This is a genomic window from Shewanella sp. ZOR0012, assembly GCF_000798835.1.
GTDB classification, from domain to species: Bacteria; Pseudomonadota; Gammaproteobacteria; order Enterobacterales; family Shewanellaceae; genus Shewanella; species Shewanella xiamenensis.
This window is the reverse complement of the sequence record NZ_JTLE01000094.1, coordinates 2,066,288-2,088,107: the sequence shown is the minus strand read 5'-3', so window position 1 is coordinate 2,088,107 and position 21,820 is coordinate 2,066,288. Positions and strand designations below refer to the sequence as shown.

General features: G+C 46.4%; 16 protein-coding genes. 11 read left to right on the top strand and 5 right to left on the bottom strand.

Annotation, left to right across the window (positions count from 1 at the left end; genetic code table 11):
* From L976_RS10720 to L976_RS10705, 4 genes are all read right to left on the bottom strand, one after another.
* On the bottom strand, positions 1–2,945 hold a 2,945-nt coding region (locus L976_RS10720; RefSeq protein WP_047540383.1), incomplete at its 3' end, for an efflux RND transporter permease subunit.
* A complete protein-coding gene (locus L976_RS10715; protein ID WP_047536609.1) occupies positions 2,942–6,205 on the bottom strand; it encodes an efflux RND transporter permease subunit in 3,264 nt (1,087 codons plus the stop codon). The genes L976_RS10715 and L976_RS10720, both read right to left, overlap by 4 nt.
* Positions 6,206–6,217: 12 nt before the next feature.
* The gene (locus L976_RS10710) at positions 6,218–7,282 is read right to left on the bottom strand and encodes an efflux RND transporter periplasmic adaptor subunit (protein WP_037417471.1); all 1,065 of its coding nucleotides are present in this window, start codon (positions 7,280–7,282) and stop codon (positions 6,218–6,220) included.
* A gap of 302 nt (positions 7,283–7,584) precedes the next feature.
* Entirely contained in the window at positions 7,585–8,871 is a 1,287-nt protein-coding gene (locus tag L976_RS10705; protein WP_011072025.1) for a citrate synthase, read from the bottom strand.
* Positions 8,872–9,287: 416 nt separating this feature from the next.
* On the opposite strand from L976_RS10705, the gene sdhC reads away from it, so the two are divergent.
* The 10 genes from sdhC (at position 9,288) to L976_RS10655 (ending at position 20,280) form a co-directional block, all read left to right on the top strand.
* The gene (gene sdhC, locus L976_RS10700; protein WP_037417467.1) at positions 9,288–9,683 is read left to right on the top strand and encodes a succinate dehydrogenase, cytochrome b556 subunit; all 396 of its coding nucleotides are present in this window, start codon (positions 9,288–9,290) and stop codon (positions 9,681–9,683) included.
* Positions 9,677–10,024: a succinate dehydrogenase, hydrophobic membrane anchor protein gene (gene sdhD, locus L976_RS10695; RefSeq protein WP_011622411.1), complete on the top strand. Its 348-nt coding sequence runs from the start codon at positions 9,677–9,679 to the stop codon at positions 10,022–10,024. Before sdhC ends, sdhD begins: the two co-directional genes overlap by 7 nt.
* Positions 10,025–11,791 carry a succinate dehydrogenase flavoprotein subunit gene (sdhA, locus tag L976_RS10690; protein WP_047536607.1) on the top strand — a complete coding sequence of 589 codons (1,767 nt, stop codon included), beginning with the start codon at positions 10,025–10,027 and terminating at the stop codon, positions 11,789–11,791.
* Between the two features lie 14 nt (positions 11,792–11,805).
* Positions 11,806–12,513 carry a succinate dehydrogenase iron-sulfur subunit gene (locus L976_RS10685; RefSeq protein ID WP_037417461.1) on the top strand — a complete coding sequence of 236 codons (708 nt, stop codon included), beginning with the start codon at positions 11,806–11,808 and terminating at the stop codon, positions 12,511–12,513.
* Positions 12,514–12,728: 215 nt separating this feature from the next.
* The gene (sucA, locus tag L976_RS10680; RefSeq protein WP_037417459.1) at positions 12,729–15,548 is read left to right on the top strand and encodes a 2-oxoglutarate dehydrogenase E1 component; all 2,820 of its coding nucleotides are present in this window, start codon (positions 12,729–12,731) and stop codon (positions 15,546–15,548) included.
* Between the two features lie 47 nt (positions 15,549–15,595).
* Entirely contained in the window at positions 15,596–16,786 is a 1,191-nt protein-coding gene (gene odhB / locus L976_RS10675; protein WP_037425611.1) for a 2-oxoglutarate dehydrogenase complex dihydrolipoyllysine-residue succinyltransferase, read from the top strand.
* Positions 16,787–16,904: 118 nt separating this feature from the next.
* The gene (gene sucC / locus L976_RS10670) at positions 16,905–18,071 is read left to right on the top strand and encodes an ADP-forming succinate--CoA ligase subunit beta (protein ID WP_037417455.1); all 1,167 of its coding nucleotides are present in this window, start codon (positions 16,905–16,907) and stop codon (positions 18,069–18,071) included.
* Entirely contained in the window at positions 18,071–18,943 is an 873-nt protein-coding gene (sucD, locus tag L976_RS10665; protein ID WP_037417452.1) for a succinate--CoA ligase subunit alpha, read from the top strand. The genes sucC and sucD overlap by 1 nt, the downstream gene beginning before the upstream one ends.
* A 378-nt stretch (positions 18,944–19,321) precedes the next feature.
* Positions 19,322–19,729: a nucleoside diphosphate kinase regulator gene (gene rnk / locus L976_RS10660; RefSeq protein ID WP_047536604.1), complete on the top strand. Its 408-nt coding sequence runs from the start codon at positions 19,322–19,324 to the stop codon at positions 19,727–19,729.
* A 53-nt stretch (positions 19,730–19,782) separates the two neighbouring features.
* Positions 19,783–20,280, top strand: a complete 498-nt coding sequence (locus tag L976_RS10655; RefSeq protein ID WP_037417581.1) for a GNAT family N-acetyltransferase — start codon at positions 19,783–19,785, stop codon at positions 20,278–20,280.
* A 99-nt stretch (positions 20,281–20,379) separates the two neighbouring features.
* Here L976_RS10655 and fur read toward each other — a convergent pair whose 3' ends face one another.
* Positions 20,380–20,811: a ferric iron uptake transcriptional regulator gene (fur, locus tag L976_RS10650; RefSeq protein WP_037417447.1), complete on the bottom strand. Its 432-nt coding sequence runs from the start codon at positions 20,809–20,811 to the stop codon at positions 20,380–20,382.
* 256 nt (positions 20,812–21,067) lie between these two features.
* Between fur and cobB the strand changes: the two genes are divergently transcribed.
* A complete protein-coding gene (cobB, locus tag L976_RS10645) occupies positions 21,068–21,814 on the top strand; it encodes a Sir2 family NAD+-dependent deacetylase (protein ID WP_037417445.1) in 747 nt (248 codons plus the stop codon).
* The last annotated feature ends 6 nt before the right edge of the window (positions 21,815–21,820 follow it).

The following is a 21,820-nucleotide window of genomic DNA, read 5'->3' as shown; positions in this document are numbered from 1 at the left end:
CTAGTTACGGTTGAGAAAGACAAGCCGCCAATAATGGCAATTGCCATCGGATAATATGGCGGGCCGCCGCCACCAATTTGGGTATCGCCCATGGCCAATGGAACAAGGCCCAGTACTGTGGTTCCAACCGTCATTAACACCGGACGTAAACGGGTAATACACACTTCGCGAATGGTGTCCGACAGCTTATCGAGATCGGGTGTCATTTGGTTGATTTGATCGACCAAGACGATACCGTTATTAACCACTATACCCATTAAAATCAGGATACCGATCATCGCCATGACCGACATAGGCGTGCCTGTGAGCAGCAACGCCCAAAACACCCCGGTTATCGAGAAGAGGATTGAGGTAATAATGGCCGTCGGTAATAACAAGGACTCAAATAGTGCCGCCATCACGATGTAAATCATGGCGATAGCAAGTAACATATTGATTGCCATGATACTTTGGTCTTCATCTTGGCGTTCAAAACCGCCCCGTAGCGAATAGTTATAGCCATCAGGAAAACGCACATTCTCCATCACTTGTTTGATCTTAGTTTGGGCTTCCTCCGTGGTGAGATTATCCAAGTTCGCTCCGATAGACAGCGAAGTTTGGCGATTATAGTGCTTGATGGTATCGAATCTAGGTTGGATTTCGATACTGGCAAGGTTATCAAGTGTGTAAAGGCGTTGATCAATTCGCACTACCGGCAATTGCTTAAGCTTATCGAGGGATTTTTGCCATTCCTTCTCATAGGCCATTTCGATACGCAGTTCCCCGTTTGGATCGTGCCTAAATGAGCGCAGTGGTGTCCCTCTTAGTGCCATTGAAATGCTGGAAGCTACTTCGTTCAGTTTTAAATCCAGTCTTGCCGCCATTTGCCGATTAATACGGATAACCACTTCCTGCTGAGCACCGTTGACTTCAGAACGTACATCCACTAAGCCTTTGATCGTCGAGAGTAATGGCAACACTTGTTCACTCAAATAGATAAGCTCTGAGGTGGAACGTCCTGTGAGGGTGACGCGTACACCCGAGTTATCGTCACCCCAGCCAAACTGAGGTTTAGCGATGGAGTACTTAGGAAAGCCACTGCGAATATTCTTCTTCAGTTCATCAAGGGACATGGGCAGATCTTTTTTCAATAAGATGACCGATGAGGCTTCGTCGGGAGCATAGTAGCTATACACAGAGTCAATATGGAATTTTTCTTTATTTTTATAAAGATACTCCTCCATTTGACCCACCATCGCTTCGGTCACGTTGAGATTATGGCGCCCTTCAACTTGGTAGTTAATGTAAATTCGCTCTTTACTTTGACTGTCCTCTTGATCCTGCTTGACCATTGACAAGGGCAGGGCGGTAGATGCGAGAATCGCGATGGCGATCAGCCCTGAACGCCAAGGTCTGAGAAGCACCCAATTAAGACTGCGATTGTAGAAACTTTGCAATTTACCCGCAGATTTCTCTGGTGCAATCTCAAAGTGGAACTTAGTCAACATCAATGGAATTAATGTTTTAGCCACCAAAAGTGATGCTGCCAGCGAAATACAAATCGCAATTGCTACATGCTCAAGGAAAATAGTCAGCTGAACTTTTACCCCAAAAATATTGGGTAAAAACACAATCGCTGTAGTCATAGTACCCGCCAGTACCGCAAGACTCACCTTATCGACCCCCGTCATAACGGCGTTTTCATTATCTTGGGCGCTGGTTTTGAGTGAGTTACCTTGTTTTTCTTGCAGTACACTTTCGGTGACCACAACGGCGTTATCGATAAGCATACCTACAGCCAATAACAAGCCCATCATCGATAGAATATTCAAGCTGTAACCGAGCAGATACATGGCGGCTAACGTCATACCGATAGAAATTGGTACTGATGACACCACAATTAGGGTCATCTTGAAGTTTCTTAGGAACAGATAAAGCACGACAAATGATAACAACGCACCGATCAATCCCGACAGCAGTAGATCTGATAAAGAGGATTTCACGCCTGAGGCTTGATCTTCCATAATAAACAAGCGAATACCTTGAAATTGTTGGTCTTGTTTGGCCTGTTCAATCACCTTAAGCACGCGATCAGACACGTCCACCAAGTTTGCACCAGACTCCTTAAACACATCCAGACCCACAGCATAGTGTTGATCTAGATGACGTCCTTCACTGCGCTCAGGTAGAGAAAACTGCACATCGGCCACATCACCTAAGGTTAAGCCTGGAACTAATACTAACGCCTTAATATCCTCAAGGTTTCTAAATTCCCCCTTAGGGGAGACTTGATAAACGAGGTTACTTTCTCTCAAGGTGCCAGCACTTAACACGAAGTTTTCGCGCCCGAGACGAGCTTGTAATTCAGTCGCTGAAAAACCGCTTGCGGCGAGTCTATTTGCATTGATCCGCACTTCAATCTGCTTTTGTTCAACCCCATAGAGACTCACCTTAGAGACGCCCTCTACCCGCTCTAATGGTCGTTTTAGCTGCTTATCGAGTAAATCGAATGCACCAGAGAGCTCGCGGTCGCTCGAAATGCGTATGGTCAAAACGGGCATATCGGCCGTAGAAAATTGGCGGATAAATACCCGCTCAACATCCTTGGGCAATAAATGCCGCACGGCATCGATTTTTTCGCGTGCTTCTAAGCTTTTTGTGGCAACGTTTTCGCCCCATTTCATATTGATTTCAATTTCAGCGCCCTCTTGGGAGGACTCTGATTCAAGTTCATCGATACCGCCCATGGTGGCGAGCGACTCTTCGAGCACCTTAGTGATATCGCGTTCCACTTCTGCAGGAGTCGAGCCTTTGTAAGGCACTTGCACGACAATCTGCGGAATATCGATACCGGGGAACATTTCGAGCGGTAATAGACGGCTAGAAGCCAGACCAAACAGCAAGATAGCAAAGAAAAACATGCTGGTGGTGACAGGGCGCTTTATCGCTAGATGGGTGAGGTTCATAGGCGAGCCTCCGCAGTTTCTGCCGTGTTGTCTTGCTCATTGGCGGTATGCGTAAACTCTTTACTGTCAAACAGGGCATAGAGCACTGGGATCACAATCAAGGTTAATAACGTCGATAAGCTCAAGCCAAATATCACGGTAATCGCCATTGGTGCGCGAACTTCTGAGCCATCGCCTAGCCCTAATGCCATAGGGAGCAGACCTAGTACAGTGGTGAGTGTTGTCATCATAATCGGGCGAAGACGGGATTTAGCTGCGACTTTAATGGCTTCAAGCTTCTGCACGCCCTCTGCACGTAGTTGATTTATTCTATCCACTAATACAATGGCATTATTGACGACGATCCCCGCCAGCATGATAAGGCCAATAAAGACCACCACGCTTAGATGGGTTTGGGTGATATAAAGACCAAGCACACTTCCAGCCAGTGCCATGGGCACAGCAAATAATATCAGCAGCGGATGCAACAGTGACTCAAATTGGCTTGCCATCACGAGGTATACCAAGAACACCGCTAGGATCAATGCAATTTTTAGTGATTGGAATGAATGCTCCATTTCCTCATTCTGGCCACCGAAACGGGCTTGCACCGATGCCGGCAATACCTGCGTAGACAGGATCTGCTGCGCCTGGGCTACGGCATCACTTAAGTCGCCGTAGGCAAGGTTTGCCGATACCAAGGCCACCCTTTGTTGACTGATACGGTTAATCGCCGATGGGCCTAATTGCAGTGATACTTCTGCTACTGCGCTAAGGGCTATGGGTTGGGAGCTGTCTGGGTTGATAATTAAGGTATCGATGTCGCTAATTTGATCCCGCTCATCCAGTTGACTCCGAACGAGAATATCAATCTTGCGGTCACGAACCGTATATTGACTGGCGACAGTGCCACCAACACGTTGGGCAATGCGATTAGCAACCGTAGGGGCATCCATTCCTAATGCGGCTAAACGAGCATGATCGAAACGGATGCTCAATTCTGGCTGACCATCACGCAGGCTAGTATTTACATCGGCAAAGCGATCAGATGCTGACAACGCCTTAACAAGGTTATCGGCACTGCGTTTTAGTAAGGTTAAATCGTAGCCTGTTAGCTCAATCTCCAATGGCGTCTTAAAGCTAAAGAGTTCAGGTTGCTCGATTTTTGCCTCAAGCTCGGGGATGCGGCGCGCCGTGTCTCGTAGCACTTGCGTCACCTGATGATAGGCGTTGTGATCTCCAAGTACGACCTGTAATCTGCCCCAGTTTTCGCCGCCACGAGCGGTATCTGAGGTCATTAACCCTCCGCTACCCGCTTGGCTGTAGGCATGTTTCACTTCTGGTCTGTCTTTAATCGACATCGCCAGTTGTTGCAAGACCCTATCGGTTTCACCCACAGCAGTGCCGGGTGGTAGCAGTATTTCAACATAGAATTCCCCTTGGTTCATCGGTGGAATTAATTCCATTCCTAAACGGGGAAGCAAGCTAATACAGGCACCAGTGATCCCAATCGTCAGTAGTAACGTCATGATTTGCTTACGCAGCGCCAAAGCCAGTAGCTTATGGTAAATAGACTCTATACTGTGGTACACAACATTAAAGCCATTGCTCAGCGGGCGCATCACTAAGCCAAACAACCACGAAAAGAAGCGGCCAATAATCAACACTAAGGTGAGTAAGGCACTCGGCAAGTAACTAAATAGCAACACAATCGGGAAGGAAAACACGGTCGCACTATAGTGTTTTAATTTGCCAAGTTTAGTGGTCGGTTTTTCCTTCGGCGTTTTATTCATGAGCTCCGGCAAAGCTTTAAATCCTTCCCGTGAGGCCAGCATAGGAATCGAGGTTAACGCAACCAGCAAGGAGGCCAAGAGCGCAAAGGTCACCGTTAAGGCTTGATCTGAAAAGAGGGCGCCAGCAATACCGTCGACAAAAACTAAGGGAACAAACACCGCGAGCGTCGTCATTGTCGAGGCGAAAATCGCGCCAGCAACCTCCTTTGTGCCCGTTACCGCAGCATCCAATTTACTCATGCCTTCACTGCGGCAGCGGTCGATGTTTTCGAGTACTACAATCGCGTTGTCAACCAACAGACCAATCGCCAGCGCAATACCGCCTAATGACATGATGTTTAAGCTGATATCGGCAAAGTACATCATGTTAAACGTGGCAATCACTGAGAATGGGATTGAGATAGAGATAATCAGCGTCGGGATAATATTGCGCAGGAACAAATAAATCACCAGCATGGCTAACACACTGCCCATGAGCGCTGAAGAGGTGACCTCACTGACGGCACTCTCAATAAATTCTGATTGATCGTAAATTACTTCCAGTTTGTTTTGCTGAGGATCTTTGTTGATCTTCACCAGCTCATCACGCAATTTTTTGGCGACCGCGACAGTGTTAGCGTCGCCTTCTTTATAGATAGCCAGTTCTATCGATTCTTGGCTACCGATACGGGTGATATCGCTGCGCTCTTTAAAGGCATCGGTAATGGTGGCAACTTCAAATAGACGTACTAAGGTTTGTGCGTCGCGATAGACGATCACTTGCCCTAGTTCTTCCAATGAATTGAATTGATTAAGGGTTCGTACCAGATATTCGCGGTCGCCTTGGATCACTTTGCCCGCAGATAAGTTGATGTTTTCCTCGTTGATGCGACGCTTAATGTCATCGGCATTCAAATTGAGTTGGGATAATTTTTCCTGATTGAGCTGAATATGCACTTCCTGTTCTAAACCGCCGGATAAACGCACAGCGGCAACCCCAGAAAGAGCCTCTAGGCGGCGCTTAAGCTCTTCTTCTGCGTAGGTACGCATCTGTTTGAGCTCTGTCTCAGTGGCATTTGGTACAGACAGCGCTAGGCGCATGATAGGATCAAGGTTGGGGTTAAAGCGCAGTAGTAATGGCTTTTTAACATCGAGCGGCAGAGCGATAGTGTCGAGTTTTTCACGCACATCGAGACTTGCCATATCCATAGTGGTGCCCCATTCAAACTCGAGTACCACATCGGACATGCCTGAGCGAGAAATCGAGCTGATTTTACGTAAGCCTTTAACCACGCCGACGGCTTCTTCAATCGGTTTAGAGACAAGTTGCTCAATTTCAACGGGGGCCGCGCCGTCGTACATGGTGCGGATCGTCAGGGTAGGATAGCTTAAATCGGGCAGGAGTTTTACCGCTAAGCGCGAAAACCCGACCATACCGAATAACATAATGGCCAGCATGAACATCCATACCGTGACTGGCCGTTTAACTGAGGTGCTAATGATTGACATGAAAGACTCCTATCAGTTCTTCGCTGAGGCCAAATCGAGTGGGGTAATGACTTCAACTAAGGACTGGTCTTTCAAATTTTGCTGACCACGGGTAACGACGAGTTCGCCAGGCTTGATACCAGAAACAATTTCAATTAAATCACCTTCGCGGTATCCGATTTGAACTTCGCGACGGTTAGCATTGGTGCCGTCAATGACGTACAAGGCTTGCTTATTATCTTGATTGATTAAGGCGCTGTAGGGCACGGTAATCACATTTTCATGGGTGTCATATTTTAATTCGACCCGAGTGAACATCCCCGCTTTTAGGCGGGCGTCTTGATTTGGTACGGCCAAGGTGACTTTAAATGTGCCGCTTTGTGGGTCCACGACAGGGCTGATACGTAGCACAGTTGCATGGATAGCATTTTTACTCTGTTGATTGCTAAATACTTGAGCTTCTTGGCCTAAACGCAAACTGGTTAATTGCTGCTCTGGTAGATGCACAATGCCGTGCAATTCATCTTGGTTAACGATATAAAACAATTCGCCATACTCTTTAGCCATATTGCCCGCTTTTACATACCGCTTGGCAATAATGCCATCAATCGGCGAAACCACATGGCTTTCCTTCACTTGTAGTTCGGCAAGATCCCGTCTAGCAATAGCTGCTTGCAAGTTGTATTCAAGCTTGGCCATAGAGTCAGCGCTAACAAATTCTTTATTATTCATTTTCTTTAAGCGGTTTAACTCTTGCTCAATGATTTTAACTTCCGCTTCGGAACGATCTAAATCATATTGCTGACGTTTGGCATCAATAACCGCTAGTATTTGTCCTTTTTTTACGCGGTCGCCTTCTTCCACATTAATGGCTTCGATTAGGCCAGCGATTCGACTGACAACATTCGCCTCCTGTGGGGCTTCAAGGGTGGCCGTAGTACTGTAAAAAGAAGAGACATTACCCTGAATCACGGTCGTCGTTTCAACGGGAATAGCATATTTTTCTTCTTTTTTAGCTACTTCCTCTTCACCACAAGCCGCCAACATTGACACTAATAAAACGGGTAGGGCGAACTTAATCATTTTAGACTTTTCCATAAGAACTGTTACCTATTGTTTGAATATAATGATGCTAAACAGCATAAAACGTGCCACTTGTTAAGTTGCTGTTTTTACTTGTTAATTATTATTTTTGACGATTTTGCGCTAAGATGAATACGCCATATGTAGCTAAAAAGTTTAAAAAGTGATGAAAAATGCTAAATAAGTTTTCATCGTGGGGCAAGAAGCATGTCATCGGGTGAGGGGCTACTGTCTTAGTAGAACATGCTTAGAGTTAGAGTGAGATAAAAGCCAATAAAAAAGCGCCCTAGGGCGCTTTGAATCGATAAATGCAGTGTTTAACGTTTATCTAAGTCGACGAAATCACGGGCCGTCTCGCCAGTATAAAGCTGACGTGGGCGGCTGATTTTGTGACCTGGTTGATCCAACATTTCTTTCCAGTGAGCAATCCAACCGACTGTACGCGATAATGCAAACAGGACAGTGAACATGCTGGTAGGAATACCAATGGCTTTCATGATGATGCCAGAGTAGAAATCAACGTTCGGATAGAGTTTCTTCGAAATGAAGTACTCATCTTCAAGCGCAATACGCTCAAGCTCCATCGCAACATCTAATAACGGATCTTGTACTTTCAGCTCTTTTAACACTTCGTGACAGGTTTCACGCATCACTTTGGCACGTGGGTCAAAGTTTTTGTAAACACGGTGACCAAAGCCCATCAGACGGAATGGGTCGTTCTTGTCTTTCGCACGGGCAATGAATTCAGGAATACGGTCTACTGAACCGATTTCCTCTAACATTTGTAGACAAGCTTCGTTCGCGCCGCCGTGTGCAGGGCCCCATAGAGAAGCAATACCCGCAGCGATACACGCGAATGGGTTCGCACCTGAAGAACCAGCTAAACGTACGGTTGACGTTGACGCGTTTTGCTCGTGATCCGCATGAAGAATGAAGATACGGTCCATAGCACGTTCAACAATTGGGTTTACCTTGTACTCTTCACAAGGAACTGCAAACATCATGCTTAAGAAGTTGCCTGCATAGCTTAAGTCATTACGTGGATAAACGAATGGCTGGCCTGAAGAGTACTTGTAGCACATAGCAGCAATCGTTGGCATTTTGGAGACTAGGCGATAAGCGGCGATTTCGCGGTGGCGAGGATCGTTGACATCGAGTGAGTCTTGATAAAATGCAGACAATGCACCAGTAACACCACACAACATCGCCATAGGATGAGCATCACGACGGAAGCCTCTAAAGAAGAAGGCGATTTGCTCATGCACCATAGTGTGGGTTTTGACTGTGTGTACAAACTCAGCATATTGCTCTTTTGTCGGCAGTTCACCGTAAAGCAGCAGATAACACAGGTCTAGGTAATCGGAGTCAACGGCAAGTTGCTCGATTGGATAGCCGCGGTGTAACAATATACCTTGATCACCATCAATATAGGTAATTGCAGATTCGCAGGAGGCTGTCGCAAGAAAACCCGGATCAAAGGTGAAGTAACCTTTGCTGCCAAGTTTACTGATGTCGATTACGTCAAAACCAGCGGATCCTTGCTTTACTGGCAACTCTATCGAGTCATTCCCTGGTAATTCTAATTTGGCTTTTAAATCAGCCATACCCCGTTCTCCTTACTTCGTTCTTATCTGTGAGTGCGGCATGTCAAACCGCCATTACTTTACAGCCATTGTAGATCACATTTCAATTTAAATAAGCGTTTAAATTTGTTAGACCATGGTATAAAACGCTTTACTTTCCTTGCTACAGCTGGCACTTACGCGAAAATTTTCCTAAAAAAACAAAATTTGCATTCTGTGATGTTTGTATTTGACATTTCCCGCGAGTATACTTGCCTCCGCCTAATAATGGCTGCAAACGATGATGTTAAAGCACCCTTTGTTTACATGTTAAATGAGTGAGTGTTCAAATAGTTATCTGTTTGTTTAAACTTTGCTTTTGTGTTTACTTTTGCTGTGATTAATCACTCAGTTTAAAGTTTGTACAAAAGCGGTTCACATAACAAAAAAAATGCTCAATGGAGCTGAGTGAGCAGAACGTGAAAAAGCAAAGACCTGTCCATTTAGATCTGCAGACCATTCGCTTTCCTGCAACAGCGATTGTGTCAATTCTTCACCGTGTATCCGGTGTCATCATGCTGTTCGCTGTTGGCATTCTTATTTGGTTGCTAAATTCATCTTTAGCCTCCGCTGAAAGTTTCGCAGGCGTTCAATCTCTGTTTGATAACTTTGTTGTGAAGTTCATCATTTGGGGCATTTTGACTGCTTTGACCTTCCATTTATTTGGTGGCCTGCGCCACTTAGTGATGGATACCGGTCGTTGGGAAGAGTTGGCTTCGGGCACCGCCTCAGCGAAAGCTGTATTTGTGTTAACGGTAGCCTTTTCAATTTTAGCGGGGTTATGGGTATGGTAACCAATGCAGCAAGTTTTGGACGCAGTGGTGTTCATGACTTTATTCTACTACGCGCTAGTGCAGTAATCCTCGCCTGTTACACCATTTTCATGGTTGGCTTTATTGCATGTAGTTCCCCTCTCACCTATGACGTGTGGCATGGCCTCTTCAGTGCTCTGCCAATGAAAGTGTTTACACTGCTCGCGTTAGTTGCATTGCTTGTTCACGCTTGGATTGGTGTATGGCAAGTATTGACGGATTACGTCAAGTGCACATCGTTACGCGGTGTTTTACAGTTCACCTTTGTCGTTACCGTTTTCTGCTATTTAGCGGCCGGCATTGTTATTGTGTGGGGTGTCTAAGTGAGTATTCCAGTACGCGAATTTGATGCTGTAGTGATCGGCGCCGGTGGTGCAGGTATGCGTGCAGCACTACAGATTTCTAAAGAAGGTAAGAGCTGTGCGCTTTTATCTAAAGTATTCCCAACCCGTTCTCATACTGTGTCTGCGCAGGGTGGTATCACCGTTGCGCTGGGTAACGCCCATGAAGACCATTGGGAACAACACATGTACGATACCGTAAAAGGTTCCGACTTTATCGGTGACCAAGACGCTATCGAATTTATGTGTCAAACCGGCCCAGAAGCCATTATTGAACTTGAGCACATGGGCTTACCCTTCTCTCGTTTCGAAAATGGTAAGATTTACCAACGTCCTTTTGGTGGTCAATCTAAAAACTTCGGTGGTGAACAAGCGGCTCGTACCGCAGCAGCGGCAGACCGTACCGGTCACGCACTGCTTCACTGCTTATACCAGCAGAACGTAAAACACAAAACCCAAGTGTTCTCTGAATGGTATGCCCTCGATTTAGTGAAGAACCAAGACGGTGCCATCGTAGGTTGTACTGCGATTGAAATCGAAACCGGCGAAATCGTTTACTTCAAAGCCAAAGCCACTGTATTAGCTACAGGCGGTGCTGGTCGTATCTACGCTTCTACCACTAACGCTCACATTAACACTGGTGACGGTGTCGGTATGGCAATGCGTGCTGGCGTTCAGATGCAAGATATGGAAATGTGGCAATTCCACCCAACTGGTATCGCTGGTGCGGGTGTACTTGTGACAGAAGGTTGTCGTGGTGAAGGTGGTTACCTGCTAAACAAAGACGGTGAGCGTTTTATGGAGCGTTATGCACCAAACGCGAAGGATTTGGCATCTCGTGACGTAGTTGCACGTTCTATGATGACCGAAATCCGTGAAGGCCGTGGTTTAGATGGTCCATTAGGCCCACACTGCTTACTGAAACTCGATCACTTAGGTAAAGAGACTTTAGAAGCACGTCTACCTGGCGTGTGTGAATTATCTCGTACCTTCGCTCACATCGATCCGGCTGATGGTCCGATCCCTGTTCTGCCAACTTGTCATTATATGATGGGTGGTCTGCCAACTAAGGTGAGCGGTCAGGTTATTCGTAAGAATGCTGACGGCACTGAGCAAGACGTAGTGGGTCTGTTTGCTGTAGGTGAGATTGCCTGTGTGTCTGTACATGGCGCGAACCGCTTAGGCGGTAACTCATTGCTAGATTTAGTGGTCTTTGGCCGTGCAGCAGGTCAACACTTAGGCAAAGCGCTCGATGAGACTGCCGATCCTAAGGATGCGACTGATGCTGATATTCAAGCTTCTCTGGCACGTTTACAACGCTGGGAAAACAATAAAGATGGCGAAGATCCTGTGCAAATCCGTAAGGATTTACAACTTTGCATGCAATTAAACTTCTCTGTATTCCGTCGTGGCGATGCCATGGCTGAAGGTTTAGAGCAGTTAAAAGCCATCCGTAAGCGTTTAGAAAATGCTAAATTGTCTGATAACTCTCGTGAGTTTAACACCCAACGTATCGAGTGTTTAGAATTAGACAACTTGATGGCGACGGCGATTGCTACCGCTTATGCTGCTAACTTCCGTACAGAGAGCCGTGGTGCTCACTCACGTGAAGACTATTTAGAGCGTGACGATGAAAACTGGCTATGCCACAGTTTGTTTGACCCTGTGACTGAAACCATGGACCGTCGTGCTGTGAATATGGCGCCTAAGTTGCGTGAAGCTTTCCCGCCGAAGAAACGTACCTACTAGTAGGAGTTGCAAAGATGAAATTGGAATTTGCAGTTTATCGCTACAATCCTGATGTAGATACAAAACCTTACATGCAGGATTACAGCCTTGAAGTGGCTGCTGGCACTGACATGATGGTGCTCGATGCACTGATCAAGTTAAAAGAACAAGACCCAACCTTAGTGTTCCGTCGCTCTTGCCGCGAAGGTGTTTGTGGCAGCGATGGCCTGAACATGAACGGTAAAAACGGTCTGGCTTGTATTACCCCAATCTCTACTTTTAAAGGTAAGAAGTTGGAAATCCGTCCACTGCCAGGTATGCCAGTTGTACGTGATTTAGTGGTTGATTTAACTCAGTTCTACAAGCAATACGAGAAGATTAAACCCTTCCTTATCAACGATGATAAGCAGCCTGCTCGTGAACATTTACAGTCACCTGAACAACGTGCCCATTTAGATGGTCTTTATGAATGTATCATGTGTGCCTGTTGTTCAACGGCTTGTCCATCATTCTGGTGGAATCCTGATAAGTTTATCGGTCCTAGCGGTCTGCTGCATGCTTACCGTTTCTTGATCGACAGTCGCGATACAGCAACAGAAGAACGTCTTTCTGAGCTGGACGACGCCTACAGCGTATTCCGTTGCCACGGCATCATGAACTGCGTTGACGTTTGTCCAAAAGGACTTAATCCGACCAAAGCAATCGGTCATATTAAGTCAATGCTGCTTAAGCGAGCGGTGTAATGCGAGAACCTGAGCTGAAATCAATAATAATATAGCTCTCAAAGAGTCACTTTCTGGGCATAGAAGGTGGCTCTTTTGTGTATGTAATGGAAGACAACGCGCCGTGAAATCTGGATATTCTAGGGGCGGCAGAAATTATGTATCAAAGGTCCTGACCTGAGATCACATAAAAAAACTATGGCTAAGCACGTGTATAAAGTTTGAAAGGAATAGAAATGCACCAAGGCATCATGAAAGCCTGGCTCGAATCATCTCACTTAAGTGGTGCAAATTCGACCTACGTAGAAGAGATGTATGAAGCCTATCAAGAAGACCCTCAGTCAGTTTCTGACGATTGGCGTGCGGTTTTTGATAATCTCCCTCCGGTGAACGGTGCCTCTAAAGACGCGCCAGAAGCGGCCCACTCAAAAGTACGTGATTATTTTCGCAGTTTAGCGATGGAAGGACGTCATAAGAGCGCAGCTCGTGTGACCGATCCTGAGTTGGATGCTAAGCAAGTTAAAGTGCTACAGCTAATCAACGCCCACCGTTTCCGTGGTCACCAAGGTGCTAACCTTGACCCGTTAGGTTTGTGGAAACGTGAACCTGTTGCCGATTTAGATCCCGCATTCCACGGTCTAACTAAAGAAGACATGGAGCGTGAGTTCAACACTGGCTCATTCGCCCATGGCGGCGAAACCATGAAGTTGGCTGATTTAGTCAAAGCGCTAAAAGCCACTTACTGTGGTTCTATCGGCGCCGAATACATGCATATTACCGACACCGATGAAAAGCGTTGGATCCAACAACGTCTCGAACCATCCTTAGGTAAAGCTAACTACGATAAAAACGTTAAGACCCGCATTCTTGAAGGCCTAAATGCTGCTGAAGGCATTGAAAAATACTTAGGTGCTAAATTCCCTGGTGCGAAACGTTTCTCGTTAGAAGGCGGTGATGCACTAGTACCTATGATGCGCGAAATTATTTATCGTGCAGGTGAAGCGGGCACTAAAGAAATCGTCGTCGGTATGGCTCACCGTGGTCGTTTGAACGTCCTTGTGAACGTATTAGGTAAGCGTCCTGCTGAACTGTTTGATGAGTTTGCGGGTAAGCATGCTGATACTCATGGTTCTGGTGACGTGAAATACCACCAAGGTTTTTCATCTGACTTTGAAACACCGGGTGGCAATGTGCATTTAGCGCTTGCCTTTAACCCGTCTCACCTTGAAATCGTTAACCCTGTGGTTATGGGGTCTGTACGTGCTCGTCAAGACCGCCGCGGTTGTAAAGATGGTTTACAGGTGATGCCAATCACTATCCACGGTGACTCTGCCATTACTGGTCAAGGTATCGTACAAGAGACATTCAACATGTCTCAGACCCGTGGCTTTAAAGTGGGTGGTAGTATCCGCATCGTTGTTAACAATCAAGTGGGCTTTACCACTTCAAATCACCACGATGTGCGTTCAACTGAATACTGTACTGACATCGCTAAGATGGTACAGGCGCCGATTTTCCACGTAAATTCAGACGATCCAGAAGCGGTTGCCTTTGTTGCGCAGTTGGCCGTTGATTACCGTAACGAATTTAAACGTGATGTGGTGATTGATTTAGTGTGTTACCGCCGTCATGGCCACAACGAAGCTGATGAGCCAAGTGCAACTCAGCCACTGATGTATGCCAAGATCAAGAAACACCCAACGCCACGTAAGATTTACGCTGACAAACTGATCGCAGAAAACACCATTGCTGCCGATGATGTGACTAGCATGATCAACACTTATCGTGATGCCTTAGATCAAGGTGATTGCGTAGTGAAAGAATGGCGTCCAATGACACTGCACACCGTGGATTGGACTCCTTACATTGGTCGCGAATGGGATGAAGCCTATGACGCTTCACTGCCTATCGAACGTTTGCAGAAACTAGCCGATAAATTGAGCTACGTGCCTGAAAGCCATTCACTGCAATCCCGTGTTGCTAAGATTTATAGTGACCGCGTCGCGATGGCAAAAGGTGAGAAGTTACTCGACTGGGGTTTTGCTGAAACCTTAGCTTACGCAACGATTCTTGAAGATAAACAACGTGTTCGTATTACTGGTCAAGACTCTGGTCGTGGAACCTTCTTCCACCGTCATGCGGTTCTGCACAACCAAAACGATGCGACTACGTATTTACCATTGCGTAATATTGCCGAAAACCAAGGCCCAATCGACATCACTGACTCAGTATTGTCTGAAGCGTCAGTACTCGCCTTCGAATACGGTTATGCAACCGCAGAACCCGGCGGTCTGGCGATTTGGGAAGCCCAATTCGGTGACTTTGCCAACTGTGCGCAAGTGGTTATCGACCAGTTCTTGTCCTCTGGTGAGCAGAAGTGGGGCCGTTTATGCGGTCTGACCATGCTGTTACCACATGGCTATGAAGGCCAAGGTCCAGAACACTCAAGCGCCCGTTTAGAGCGTTTCTTGCAGCTATGTGCTAACCACAACATGCAAGTGTGTGTGCCATCAACGCCAGCTCAGGTTTACCATATGCTGCGTCGCCAAGTGGTGCGCCCAATGCGTCGTCCACTGGTCGTGATGTCACCTAAATCATTGCTACGTCACCCATTAGCGGTTTCTAGCATGGAAGAATTGGCTAATGGCAGCTTCCAAAACGTGATCGGAGAAATCGATACGTTAGAGGCGAGCAAGGTCGATCGCGTGGTGTTCTGTAGCGGTAAGGTATACTTCGAGCTGCTGGAAAAACGCCGTAAAGAAAATATCAATAACGTCGCAATAATCCGTGTCGAACAGTTATATCCGTTCCCGCATGAAGAAATGGTTGCAGCCTTAGCTGATTACCAACATGTGAAGGATTTTGTATGGTGTCAGGAAGAGCCGCAAAACCAAGGTGCTTGGTACTCTAGCCAACATCACTTCTGGGCTGCTATCCCTGCGGGTGCAAAACTGACCTATGCTGGCCGTGAAGCGTCTGCTGCACCAGCTTGTGGTTACCCAGAGCTGCATGCTCACCAACAAGAATCTTTAGTGAACAGTGCGTTAAAGCTCTAATTGATAAGACTGTAGTCATAGACATTTTATAAAAAGGATCGTTTTTCATGAGTATCGAAATCAAGGTACCCGTACTGCCAGAATCTGTTGCCGACGCAACTATCGCCACTTGGCACGTAAAAGTGGGTGAACAAGTTTCTCGTGATCAAAATCTGGTTGATATTGAAACTGACAAAGTGGTGCTAGAAGTGGTTGCACCAGAAGATGGTCATATTGGTGAATTTCTATTCCACGAAGGCGACACCGTTCTGGGCGAGCAAGTGATTGCTAAGTTCATTGCTGGTGCGGTTTCTGGACAAGAAGTGACTAAAGCGCAAGCTGAAGCTGCTGCACCTGCTGCTGCGACAGAAGAGTCTAACGATGCGTTAAGCCCATCAGTACGCCGTTTACTGGCTGAACACAATGTTGATGCTAGCAAAGTGAAGGGCACTGGTGTGGGTGGACGTATCACTAAAGAAGACGTTGAAGCCTTTATCAAGTCTGCACCTAAAGCGGCTGTAGCACCTGCGGCTCCTGCGGTACAACCTTTAGCGGCGGGTCGCAGCGAGAAACGTGTACCAATGACACGTTTACGTAAGACTATCGCTAACCGTTTATTAGAAGCGAAAAACTCTACCGCGATGCTCACGACCTTCAACGAAGTGAACATGAAGCCCATCATGGATATCCGTAAGCAATACCAAGATATCTTTGAAAAGCGCCACGGAATCCGTTTAGGTTTCATGTCTTTCTACGTGAAAGCGGTGACTGAAGCCCTGAAACGCTTCCCTGAAGTGAACGCGTCAATCGACGGTGACGATATCGTTTATCACAACTATTTTGATGTGAGCATCGCAGTATCTACGCCGCGTGGTCTGGTAACACCAGTGCTACGTGACACCGATACCATGAGCCTGGCTGATATCGAAAAAGCAGTACGCGATCTGGCGATCAAAGGCCGTGATGGCAAGCTGACTGTGGCTGATATGACGGGCGGTAACTTCACTGTGACTAACGGTGGTGTATTTGGCTCGTTAATGTCTACCCCAATTTTAAACCTGCCACAAAGCGCGATTTTAGGCATGCACGCCATTAAAGATCGCCCAATGGCAGTCAATGGTCAGGTTGAAATCCTGCCCATGATGTACCTAGCTCTCTCATATGACCATCGTATTATTGATGGCCGTGAGTCAGTTGGCTTCTTAGTCGCCATTAAAGACTTCTTGGAAGACCCAACTCGTCTGCTGCTTGATCTGTAATCCAACTCTATAAACGATTCAGTTTAAAGAGTTTATTAAAGACAAAAGTAAGACATACCCTCGTGACTGGTCCAAACGGGCCAGTTGGATTTGATTAGAAGTATACGGATAGATCATCATGAATTTGCATGAGTATCAGGCAAAATCCTTATTTGCCGAATATGGTTTACCAGTGTCAGAAGGTTTTGCTTGTGATACAGCCCAAGAAGCTGTAGAAGCAGCTGGCCGTATTGGCGGAAATTTATGGGTTGTTAAGTGTCAAGTACACGCAGGCGGCCGCGGTAAAGCGGGTGGCGTTAAAGTCACTGGCGATAAAGAAGAAATCAGAGCCTTTGCCGAACACTGGTTAGGCAAAAATCTGGTGACTTATCAAACAGATGAGAAAGGTCAGCCAGTTGCTAAAATTTTAGTAGAAAGCTGCACCGACATCGCTAACGAACTGTACTTAGGTGCAGTAGTTGACCGTAGCACCCGTCGTGTGGTGTTTATGGCATCAACTGAAGGCGGTGTTGAGATTGAGAAAGTGGCCGAAGAAACGCCAGAACTCATTCACAAAGCGATCATCGATCCCCTGACGGGTCCTCAGCCATACCAAGCGCGTGATCTTGGCTTCAAACTGGGCTTAAACCCAACTCAAATGAAGCAATTCACCAAGATTTTCATGGGTCTGGCAACGATGTTCGTTGATCACGATTTCGCACTGCTGGAAATCAACCCACTGGTTATCACCACTGAAGGTAACCTGCACTGCTTAGACGGCAAAATTGGTATTGATGGCAACGCACTGTTCCGTCAACCAAAAATCAAAGCAATGCACGATCCATCACAGGATGACGCCCGTGAAGCTCACGCTGCAATGTTCGAACTGAACTATGTTGCGTTGGACGGAAACGTAGGTTGTATGGTGAACGGTGCTGGTCTGGCGATGGGTACGATGGACATCGTTAACCTGCACGGTGGCAAGCCAGCTAACTTCCTCGACGTAGGTGGTGGCGCGACGAAAGAACGTGTTGCTGAAGCATTCAAGATCATTCTGTCTGACAGCAATGTGAAAGCCGTTCTGGTTAACATCTTCGGTGGTATCGTACGTTGTGACATGATCGCAGAAGGTATCATTGGCGCGGTTAAAGAAGTTGGCGTTAAAGTTCCAGTTGTAGTGCGTTTAGAAGGTACTAACGCTGAATTAGGCCGTGAAGTATTAGCTAAATCAGGTCTTGATATCATTGCAGCTAACAGTCTGACTGATGCGGCTGAGCAAGTAGTTAAAGCTGCGGAGGGCAAATAATGTCTGTATTAATTAACAAAGATACCAAGGTAATTTGCCAAGGCTTTACCGGTGGTCAAGGTACTTTCCACTCTCAACAAGCTATCGATTACGGTACGCAAATGGTCGGTGGTGTATCTCCAGGTAAAGGCGGCAGCGAGCACTTAGGTCTGCCAGTGTTCAACACTGTGAAAGACGCTGTGGCTGCGACTGGCGCAACGGCTTCTGTTATCTACGTTCCAGCGCCTTTCTGTAAAGACGCTATCCTCGAAGCTATCGACGGTGGTATTGAGCTTATCGTTTGTATCACTGAAGGTATCCCAACACTGGATATGCTGGAAGTGAAAGTGAAGCTAGAAGAAACTGGCGTTCGCATGATCGGTCCAAACTGCCCAGGTGTTATCACCCCAGGTGAATGTAAGATTGGTATTATGCCAGGTCACATCCACTTAAAAGGTAAAGTGGGTATCGTTTCTCGTTCTGGTACGCTGACCTATGAAGCGGTTAAGCAAACCACTGACGAAGGTTTCGGCCAATCTACTTGCGTAGGTATCGGTGGTGACCCAATCCCAGGCACTAACTTCATCGACGTATTGGAAATGTTCCAAAACGATCCACAGACAGAAGCCATCGTAATGATCGGTGAAATCGGTGGTACTGCTGAAGAAGAAGCGGCGGCATACATCAAAGCTAACGTGACTAAACCAGTTGTTTCTTACATCGCGGGTGTTACTGCTCCTGCGGGTAAGCGTATGGGTCACGCGGGTGCGATTATCGCTGGCGGTAAAGGTACTGCTGCTGACAAATTTGCTGCATTAGAAGCAGCGGGCGTGACCACTGTCCGCTCGTTAGCGGATATCGGCAAAGCGCTGCGTGCTAAAACCGGTTGGTAATCTAACCGTTAACACACGAAAAGGCGCCTAAGGCGCCTTTTTTATTGTGCATCTGTTAGCCAGTACTCTGGTGGAAGTGTGAGAATGGACAAAGCTAACACCATGCAGGCTAGCATTTTAGTTGGCAAAGGGTTAGATTGGGGTTCTCTACTGGGCGTCATAATCTGATTGACGTGCAAATGTATCCGTAGAGCCACAACCCTAAGCCTTACGCTTATGGCACCATGGCTGTTCAGCTATAAATCTTGTACTTAATTATCACACGATTGCGGCATTAAGCTGCGAGCGTATTTTTTATTGGCTTATCCCATTGGGGGAGGATAAGCCCAGAGCAGATGGCTAACCCTAAGGGGCATCTATTTACATGAGGGAAAGACTGTGAAAACGCCAAAGATTATTATTTCAGAAATCGATTTAGAAAGACTCGAGCGTCTGCTGGAGTCATTACCTGCGAATGCATTACCGGGACGTGCAGCATTGGAGGCGGAACTCGACCGAGCAGACATTGTGCCCGCAGCGCAGATGCCCGCTAATGTGGTGACGATGAATTCTGAAGTGAAATTTAGTGTGTCATCCAGTAACGACACTTTTTGTTTGCGTTTAGTTTATCCTAAGGATGCGACGGGTGAGGGCACGATTTCCATCCTCGCTCCCGTAGGCAGCGCCTTATTGGGCTTATCACAAGGTGATGAAATCGAGTGGCCAGGCCCAGGGGGCTCAATGGTAAAAGTCCGTATTGAAGAAATTGTTTATCAGCCAGAGCGTAGCGGTGATTTTCATCGTTAGTTGCTAAGCTGGACATGAGTGAGTATATAGAGGGCAATATGAAGGAAGCCAATATGATTATACAGACAGAGCGTTTAATTCTTAGACCCTTTACCGAGCAGGATATCGATGCCCTCTATTTGATGAACAGTAACTCTGCGATGTTGAAATACATTCCAACCGAGCCTTTTACTGAGCGTGAGCAAGCTCGTGAACTGTTCCACAATGTGATCCTTCAGGATTATCAACAACGGGGATTTGGCCGCTGGGCTGTTGAGCATAAGGCTGATAGCAAGGTGATTGGTTTTTGTGGGCCAAAATTTATTCCTGAGTTTAACGAAGTCGAAATTGGCTATCGTTATTTTCCTGAATATTGGGGCAAAGGCATCGGTACCGAAGCTGCTCAAGCAGCAATCAGCGTGTTCCCGCAGTTTGGCATTACGCAAATCATCGCTTTGATCTTAGAGGGGAATTTAGGTTCTGAAGCAGTGGCTAAACGCATAGGAATGCATTGGCGTGAACCTAGCGAGTTTATGGGGTATAAAGTCAACGTCTACGCCAAAACTTTATAACTAACCATTTGTATTTTAATAAAAAAACCAGCCGATGGCTGGTTTTTTTATGATATAGCTTACAGCTAAGACACTATTGAAATATGCCTTCGAGCGAACTTATTCGTCGTTATGATCACAGGTGTCATTTGTGCAATGGCCGTACAAATATAAACTGTGGTTTGTCAGCTTAATATTATGTTTACTGGCCAATTCTTCTTGACGACGTTCGATCACTTCATCTGAAAATTCAATTACTTTACCGCAAGACAGGCAAACTAAGTGATCGTGGTGATGCTGAGTCGATAACTCGAACACGGCTTTACCACTTTCAAAGTGGTGACGACTGACTATGCCGGCATCATCAAACTGGTTTAATACACGGTAAACTGTCGCTAGACCAATTTCTTCGCCTAAATCGAGCAGTTTCTTATATAAGTCTTCTGCACTGATATGTTGGTTTTCAGGTCCTTGCATCAGTTCTAGGATCTTGACTCGTGGCAGGGTGATTTTCAAACCGGCTTTTTTTAGCGCTTGATTTCCATCTGTCATTGCTAATCTCTTGATTGCAGAACCAATAGGTTCATCCGTGGATAGTGATTGCCATTATAGAGGCTCAAATTAAAAACTTAAACCTTTGTTCTAGCTTTATGGGGCTATATGCAGATAAATTGTGTTACTGAGCGTGAAATCGCAATAAATTACGGCAATTCAAGCATAGTTTTTGTAAGGTTATACCAAGGAATAATGTTCAGGATGCGAAAAATTCGGGACAATAAATAGAATAATTACAATAAAAGGAAACAGTATGTACAAACATATTGTGGTATTAACTGGCGCGGGTATTTCTGCCGAGTCGGGATTACGAACTTTTCGCGATCAAGATGGATTGTGGGAGGAGCATCATATTGAAGATGTAGCCACCCCCGAAGGTTATGCCCGAGATGCCGAGCTTGTTGAACGTTTCTATAACAGCCGTTGGGAGCAGTTACACAGTGGTACTGTGATGCCTAATGCGGCTCATGAAGCGTTAGCCAAGTTAGAGGCTGAGTTTTCTGGACAGTTATTGGTTGTCACCCAAAATATTGATAATTTACATGAGCGGGCTGGATCGCGTCGCTTACTGCATATGCATGGGGAATTATCTAAAGGCCGCTGTCCTCGCTCCCGTCAGACCTTTTTATTAAGAGAACCCTTTGGGGTAAACAACTGTTGTACGTGTTGTATTCCTGCACAAAGGTTACGTCCCCATGTGGTGTGGTTTGGCGAAATGCCGTTAGGCATGGATAGAATTCACGATGCGCTCGATAATTGTGATTTATTTATCGCCATTGGTACCTCGGGCACGGTATATCCCGCAGCGGGTTTTGTTGACACGGCCAATCATCATGGGGCGCAAACTGTCGAGGTTAATTTACAATCGCCCGATAGACACAGCCAGTTTCAATATCATTTAACCGGTAAGGCAGGGGAGTTGGTGCCTAAATTAGTCGATACTATACTCGCAGGCAAAGTGATTGGCTCCGATTTAGCCGAGTCTGATTTAAAAGAATGAGCAACG